Genomic DNA, 7101 nt, shown 5'->3' on the forward strand with positions numbered 1-7101 from the left:
TCTTCGTCACATTCTCCAGTGTCGTCATCTCGGCACCTCCTCGCCGAGCATTCACTCAGCGTCTCGGGCCAAAACACCGATTACGAAACAGTCCCGGTGCCGGTTCCGCAGCGGCGGGCATACGCGATCATTCCGTCTGCTGCCCGCACAGCGCGGACGCCGTTGTCGTGGATCTGCGACTCGGGGTCTTGCTCGTAGCGGAAGTCATCGTGCTTGCTGCCGCCTGCTGTCGATGCCGCGACTGCGTCGAATGTGTCTATTCCTTCCCAGGCGCGTGCACGGTATTCGGGCTTCGTTGTTTCGGACATGTGTTGTGTCCCTTTCCCTTGCGGGTGAGCTACACAGCGGGGGTGCTGTGCAGCGCGGCCAACAGGGCGGTCTGGACCTCGAGCGCGGGCGACGGCGCACCGTGTGCAAGGACGCTCGCGGTCGTGTCATCGATGACGACGGACATGTGGGCGCGGTGACGCGAGAGCATCACGCAGGTGCGGCCCGCGTCGAGGTTGAAAGGTTCGGCGGTCCGGTATCCCGCCAACGGGTGCAGCACCACGACGGCAGGGCGCTCGAGGCCTTGCAGCGAGTTGGCGGTGCCGACCAGTACGTCGGGGTGCTCGCTGAGTAGGGCACGGATTGCCGCAGCCTGGGTCACGTGCGGGACCACCACGGCCACGTCGGCGGCCGTCATTGGCCGCTGGCCTGCGGTGGTGACCAGATCCGCTGCCAGTAGTTCCGCCGCCCGCGCGGCGCATGCGGTCACCAGGGCCGGATCGGACGGGCCTCCGCAGGCTGTGATCGGGCGGTGCGCCAATTCGGGCCACACGGCTCCGCTCGAATCGGTGAGGTGTTCCGGGGGACGCTTGGAGGTGAACGGCAGGTCGGGGTAGAACAGTGGCGCGATCAGTGCTGTGGTGTCGGGTCCGAGTCGCCAGGTGTGCGCCAACCGCACCATCCCCACCGCGTCGCCGTGCGCAGCCAACAGTGCAATCGGGGCGGGTAGATCGGGTGCGGTTTCGCTTCCCTCCCAACGAGATACATCGCCGGTCACCACCGGGTCGATCTGGCCGGGATCACCGACGCACACCACCTGTTTCGCCATGGCTCCCAGCGCTCCCAGATCGGCGTAGGTGCATTGCCACGACTCGTCCACGATCAACACGTCCGCACCGACTCGGTCTGGGTCCGAGAACAACCATCGCGCCGTCGTGCCGATCAGAATTGCACCGACGTCGCCCTGCCAGCGCACTTTCTGTCCCGAGACCACCGGTGTGTCGCCGCTGTCCGGTGCCGGTGCTTTCGCTTTCCACATCAAGGCGGCGCGGTCGGTGAGTGTTCCCAACCGGCGTGCAATCTCCACCGCCTGTTCGCGGGTCTGCGCCGCGATCCCCACGCGCAGATCCGCGCGGTGCGCCAATGCCGCAGCCAGTAATGCAACCAAGCGGGTCTTGCCCGCACCGGGAGGGGACGGCACCACCACCGCCGGATCACCCGACCACACCGAAAACAGCACACGCGCTGTGATCGGGTCGGCCATGATCTCCGACCCCGGCCACCCCGTCAGCGACGGGACGGGCGGACGGGACGACGACGGCACCGGGCCGGAGGGGGCAGCAATATCGGACGACGAGGCAGTAATGCGCATGACGAATCAAACCTTTCGTGAAAAAAGTCTCTGAACTGGCTATTTACCTAAGGCAGGTATGCTGCCGGTGCTATTCCTCTGCGCCCGCTATGAGCACGTCCAACGGCACTTCACGCCGGGAAGGGACGGGTGTCTGCCCCGTCGAAAGCCAGGACCGCCGCCCTCGGTAGAGCCGCCAGTACCGGCCACGACCAGCGCGCATCGCGAAAGGTGACGCCGCTTGCGGCATCAACACCACCGACGCGCCACTCGGCGGCGCATACATCCCCACCGAACCGAGTCCGAGCACCAACTTCCCGCCGACAACCTCGGTCGATGTGACCTCGACAGTGAACTGCTCGAACGGACGCCGTCGCGGTGTACCGACCCACCCGGTGACAGCAGATCCGACCCGCAGGCGCGAATCCAGACGCTCACACGTCACCGACAACGACCCGTTGCGCCGACGTGAACCTTTCGGTGGCGGCGTCATCGATGCCACACCCACCGCGACGTGGCCGGTGTGCAATGCGCGCTCGCGCCACATCGGATCATCGAGCAAGGCTGATGACATCACATCTGCTGCGTCACAACGACTTCGCAGACCCATCGCGGCGCTGGCCGTGTTGTCGGGACGCGACCAGTCGTGACCGTCCACCAGTGCGGACTGTGCCCGAGAAAACGAATAGGCGTCGTCTTCACCGATCGCAGCGAGCAGCGGTAACAACGGGCCACTGCCGATCGCACGCGCCCATTCGTGCATCCCGGCGACACTCTCGTCGGTGATCTGCAACCACTTTCGCCATACCCGCGCCGACCGCTGCGCTTCCGGCACCACTCCGAGCACGTAGCGGGCACTGGAGGCGGCCGGAAGATTCACCACCGCCGATGTGCCGGGATGATCCGCGCGATCTGCCCACCACCCCACCATCGCGGCGCTACCGGAGATGTTCGGGTCACTGTGGTGAGCGTGCGCCCGCGCCAACCCCACCAGGGCCGGGATCGTGCCGGTGTCGTCGGTGAGCAACATCGCCGGGGTATCCGCCGCCAGTGTGCCGCCCAACCGTGCGAGCAACGCCAACCCTGCCTCGTCGCACGCGGTTTCCTCACCTCCACCGAACGACGCAGCGGACACGCTCACACTGCCGCCGCGTACCGTCGCCCGCACCGCCAGCGCCGACGCTGACGGGGTGAACGTAGTGTGTGCGAGCCGAGCAACGGGGCGCCCTGTTTCGGCGGCATAGAGACGCTGAGCCAGATCGAACCATTCCACGCTCACGACACGTCCTCCGTCTGTTCGCACGCCCCGACCACCGGATTCGCAGCGCACTCCCACCCCGCACGCAAGGCCCGCGCCGCCGCATCCTCGCCGGTACCGGCGACCACGCTCGCCACCTGATCCGGCGCGTGACCGGTACCGGTCAACACCTGCTGCGCGTACCGCAACAGATCACCGCTCACCGCGTTCACAACGCACCGACCGGGATCTGCACACTCGACGCCCATTCCGGGGTCCGTGCCAGTGCAGTGTCGTTGCCGATCACCGCGCACACCAGATGCGCCCGCGACGGCCGATCCGGCCACGGCGTATCCCCGTCCGTCAACACGATCACCACGTGCGGGGCAGGACGGGCCGCGTTCGCCGCATCGATCCCGACGCGCATATCCGTACCGCCGCCGCCCACCAACACCACATCAGCCACCGACCGCACCGCCTGCGCAGACGTCGATGCCGCATCGCACGAGAGAATCCGTACCCGCTCCCGCGCTACACCGCCTGCCCGCAGCACACCCGCAACCTCACCCATCGCCGCCGACAGATCCGCCGCCGACATGGACCCGGACGTGTCGATCACAATCGACACCGTGATCGACGGACCCCGCATCGCCGGGGCCACGATCCCCGGCAGGCTGCGCCGCGACGGACGCGCATAGCTGTAGTTCGTCCGCCCCGACTGATCCGCCAGCGCGCGCCGGATCACCGCGCGCAACACCCGATCCCACGGCACTGTCGGCGGCGTGAGAACCTCACCAGCCCAACGCGCCAATCCTGCCGGTGCGCTCCCGCGCCCCTTCCCTTGCGCCGCCTGCACCGCCCGCGCCACATGGCGGCGCATCAGATCTGCTTCCGCGCCGTCCAACCCGTCCGCGACCTCCCCCGCTGCCGCGCCCAACTCCCCCGGCACCGGCGCGCACCCCGCACCGGACCCGCATCCCACATCTTCGTCGTCTGGAAACTGTTGCCCCGTAGCCGGATCGATCAGGTGCGTGTAGTAGTCCTCTGCGATTCCGCCGTCCTCGCACCCGAACGATTGTGGAGTGATCACCCCGTCCGGTAACCCGACGCCCGCCGCCAGCAAGTCGTCGTTGATTTCCGCGTCCGCCGCGTAATTCCACGCCACGTGTTGCACCGGCTTCGGCAAGGACTGACCCCGCGCACCGTGCGCCCGCAGCAAGTGCCCGACCTCGTGCAGCAATACCGCACCCGCCACCGGCACCGGCCACGCACCCGCGCCCACCAACAACGCCGGATCGAGATAAAGCCGCCACTGCGCATCCACCGCGAACGTTCCCAACCCCGGTGCAGCAACGGGCTGCGCCGCGAACAACGCCCGCATGAAATACGGCATCTGCTCGGCAGAAACCAGCCGTGCCAGGCGAAACGCCCGCAACTCATCCGGCGCGAGCACCCGAACCCCGCTCATGCCGCCGCCTCCATCAGACCCGCAGCGGTCAACATCGGCGCGAACCGACGAGCAGACGCCGGGACAGTCGCCTTCGCCGGTCGCGCCGTCGCCAGCGTGCGCGCCGCCGCGCCCGCCACGTCCGGTGCGCCCGCCTCCGCAGCCGCGATCAGCGGACCCCACGCACTGCGCCAGGCCTCCACCGTGCCCCGTCCCACCGCCCACGCCGTGACACCGGACAGCACCGCCCACACCAGATCAGGACGCGACTGCCAATCGAACGCCGAATCGGGATTCTCCACCACCGCAACCGGATCGGGAAGATCCGCGCTACGCCGCCACTCCAAGAACTCCACGCCCGCGCCCTCACCGATCAACCCGAACACCGCCGTGTTGATCGCCGCGTTGTCGTCCTCCCGCAAATGCGGCAACACCGCCGCCAACATCGACCACGTACGACGCGACGGCCACGCACCACCGGTCTGCGCAGCCGACGACGGAAACGCATCCAACGCATCAGGATTGCGCTGCACAAAGCCGGTGATCGAACTGCGCACCAACGCAACCCGTTGCTCATCGGTGGCCACCGCACGCGAGGCAGGCGGTGCACCCCACCCCGTCGCCATACCGTCCAACCACTCATCCACAGACGGCGTGAACTCCACATGTCAGAACCGATTCGCCAACGGCGCTTCCAACTCGTACCCACCAGCAGCGCAATCCGGAGGATTCGCCCCCGCAATCACCCGAGTCCCCTTCGGCAACTGCACATCACCGACAGTCAAATCCAACGCCACCGCCAACATCGCCGCCTGCACAGCAGGCGGACTCGTCGTCAACTCGTCCAAAAACAGATACCCACCACCACCGGCAACCAATTCCTTCGCCCACGCCGGAGCCTCCAACGCCACACCGTGCTCCCGCACCACCGGCAACCCCGCGAAATCCGACGGCTCACGCAACGACCCCAACACCGTCTTGCACAACACCCCATCCGCCGCAGCCAACCCACGAACCAAACTCGACTTGCCCATACCCGGACCCGAAATCAACAACGACGGCACACCCGCCCGCCCATTCGCATCCAACACAGTCACAGCAGTAGCCAAATCAGCCACAGGAATCCTCCAGAATCGAGCGAACTGGTCAGGTCCGCTACCGAATTAGACTCCCCAATTATATAGGTTGACCTGCGCAAATAGGCGCTAGAATCGTTTCTCACGTCCCCGGCGCACCCTGTGCCGGGGACGTGAGAAACCACTACCTCACCGGCCGCCGGCACCACCGCAGACAGGCGAAGGAAAGGTGGCTACAAGACCGCGATTTCGACCTCCGATCAGCGGTCCCCAGCATGCCGACCTCTACGACATCTTTTCGGGCCGGCATCTGCACACAAGAAGTCAAACCTGCGAAACGCCACGCTAAAAAGCGGATAGACCGCAAACGATGTCCGGGCTTGGCTGTCAGCTCTTGAGCTCGCCGACCCACAACACCTCAAACAACCCGTTACTCAAGTCGAAATATGTACGGAGAGTTCGTTTCACCGTCGATACGACGCTGAAACTCAACTTGGACTTGCTGCAGCAACTCGAGGTCGTCCCAAGCAGATGAGTGATCCTTGCTCTGTTCTCGAGAGTCAAACAACAGATTCACCCACCGGGCATTGTGGGATGACCACATCACAAAGAAGACATCCGGCCACATCACCCAGACGGTGTCTACGCCAACAATCCCGTCCAGTGGGTTCAGAAGGTGTGCCACGATAGGAGCAACGTCCATTTCAACGACGGGATAGTCAAAGGGATGGGCAATCAGAAATATGTTCTTCGAGTGCGCAACCCTCACTTTCTTGTTTAGTTGGCGGAGCGCGCGATCAATCTGATTGAGGCCTTCACCTGCCAGGACCTCGTTTACAGTCGTAACAGCTGCGGTGAACGTCGTCACCATCGGAATTTCGCCACGCCCAAGGGATTGATCAATCGTGGCGTCAAACTTTCGGTACCAAAGACCAATCGATTTCACTTCGAAGTCCGCAAACCTCTTATTCGCCAAACCCATCGACGATATGGGGCTGCGCTCCGATTTCGAATGCGAAAGATCGAAGATCAAGTCTGGTTCGCCAGCACAATCAACGCTAGTCGGCGCACAGGCTAGGAATGCAGTCGTTGAAATGGCGGCTAGGTCCTCGCCCGATCTCACTTTCAGTTTTCGAAGCACCTCGTGCGGCAACGCACGGCAGAGCTCGTCGACCGCCCACCATAAAGTTCGTTGCGGTATCACCACTACGTCACTGCCCTTTGCGCCCGGATCGAGCATGAACTTATAGTCGCACATCGCAAAGCAAAGCCCCGGGAGTTCGGGTCACTTCAATCCCGGGCTTCGGCGATAGCATCAGCGGTCACCAGCATGTCGATCTCAACAACATTGGTTCCGCCGGCATCGGTGACGCGCACGGTTACTCCGGCGAGCTTGTGTACCGTCGGTCATTGACCGCAGAGGGGAAACCGAGATGCTGTTGTCTTCCTGGCGAGTGTGTATCACCGAGAGTCGTGTGGTCCGACCCCGGATCACGGCATACCGGAGCGCGGCGAGAGAAGCCGTCGCCACCATATCCAGCCAACGAAAATGACCAGCCAGAAGTCGATTCCTACTCCCGTCAGGCCTTACTCAACGCCGCCAATGCATCTGTGCCGACGGGTTCTTCGGGAGTGTTTCTTAAACGGTGTTTCGGCCCGACACGCTGGGTGAATGCCCGGCGAGAAGGGTGCCGTGATGACGACACTGGATGATGTGACGAAG

At 64.5% G+C, this 7101-nt stretch carries 8 protein-coding genes; all 8 read right to left on the minus strand.

Features of this window, described 5'->3' with window-relative positions; genetic code table 11:
- Positions 1–80: 80 nt before the first annotated feature.
- A complete protein-coding gene (locus ABTX60_RS42855) occupies positions 81–308 on the minus strand; it encodes a hypothetical protein (protein WP_245220050.1) in 228 nt (75 codons plus the stop codon).
- A gap of 29 nt (positions 309–337) precedes the next feature.
- Positions 338–1639: an AAA family ATPase gene (locus ABTX60_RS42860; protein ID WP_003941272.1), complete on the minus strand. Its 1302-nt coding sequence runs from the start codon at positions 1637–1639 to the stop codon at positions 338–340.
- A gap of 70 nt (positions 1640–1709) precedes the next feature.
- A complete protein-coding gene (locus tag ABTX60_RS42865; RefSeq protein ID WP_209923613.1) occupies positions 1710–2897 on the minus strand; it encodes a hypothetical protein in 1188 nt (395 codons plus the stop codon).
- Positions 2894–3079, minus strand: coding sequence for a hypothetical protein (locus tag ABTX60_RS42870; protein WP_351645584.1), 186 nt, complete (start codon positions 3077–3079; stop codon positions 2894–2896). The genes ABTX60_RS42865 and ABTX60_RS42870 overlap by 4 nt, the downstream gene beginning before the upstream one ends.
- 5 nt (positions 3080–3084) lie before the next feature.
- Entirely contained in the window at positions 3085–4323 is a 1239-nt protein-coding gene (locus ABTX60_RS42875; RefSeq protein WP_218748330.1) for a vWA domain-containing protein, read from the minus strand.
- Entirely contained in the window at positions 4320–4889 is a 570-nt protein-coding gene (locus ABTX60_RS42880) for a hypothetical protein (protein ID WP_350835214.1), read from the minus strand. The genes ABTX60_RS42875 and ABTX60_RS42880 overlap by 4 nt, the downstream gene beginning before the upstream one ends.
- Before the next feature lie 81 nt (positions 4890–4970).
- Positions 4971–5420: a P-loop NTPase family protein gene (locus ABTX60_RS42885; RefSeq protein WP_350835212.1), complete on the minus strand. Its 450-nt coding sequence runs from the start codon at positions 5418–5420 to the stop codon at positions 4971–4973.
- Positions 5421–5808: 388 nt separating this feature from the next.
- The gene (locus ABTX60_RS42890) at positions 5809–6618 is read right to left on the minus strand and encodes a hypothetical protein (RefSeq protein ID WP_128638076.1); all 810 of its coding nucleotides are present in this window, start codon (positions 6616–6618) and stop codon (positions 5809–5811) included.
- Positions 6619–7101 lie beyond the last annotated feature (483 nt).

Source organism: Streptomyces sp. NPDC126510 (assembly GCF_040302345.1).
Lineage (GTDB): Bacteria > Actinomycetota > Actinomycetes > Streptomycetales > Streptomycetaceae > Streptomyces.

Excerpts from the sequence above, each read along its gene's own strand:
- ABTX60_RS42855 (WP_245220050.1), bottom strand. The coding sequence starts at position 308 with ATGTCCGAAACAACGAAGCCCGAATACCGTGCACGCGCCTGGGAAGGA.
- ABTX60_RS42860 (WP_003941272.1), bottom strand. The coding sequence starts at position 1,639 with ATGCGCATTACTGCCTCGTCGTCCGATATTGCTGCCCCCTCCGGCCCG.
- ABTX60_RS42875 (WP_218748330.1), bottom strand. The coding sequence starts at position 4,323 with ATGAGCGGGGTTCGGGTGCTCGCGCCGGATGAGTTGCGGGCGTTTCGC.
- ABTX60_RS42890 (WP_128638076.1), bottom strand. The coding sequence starts at position 6,618 with ATGCTCGATCCGGGCGCAAAGGGCAGTGACGTAGTGGTGATACCGCAA.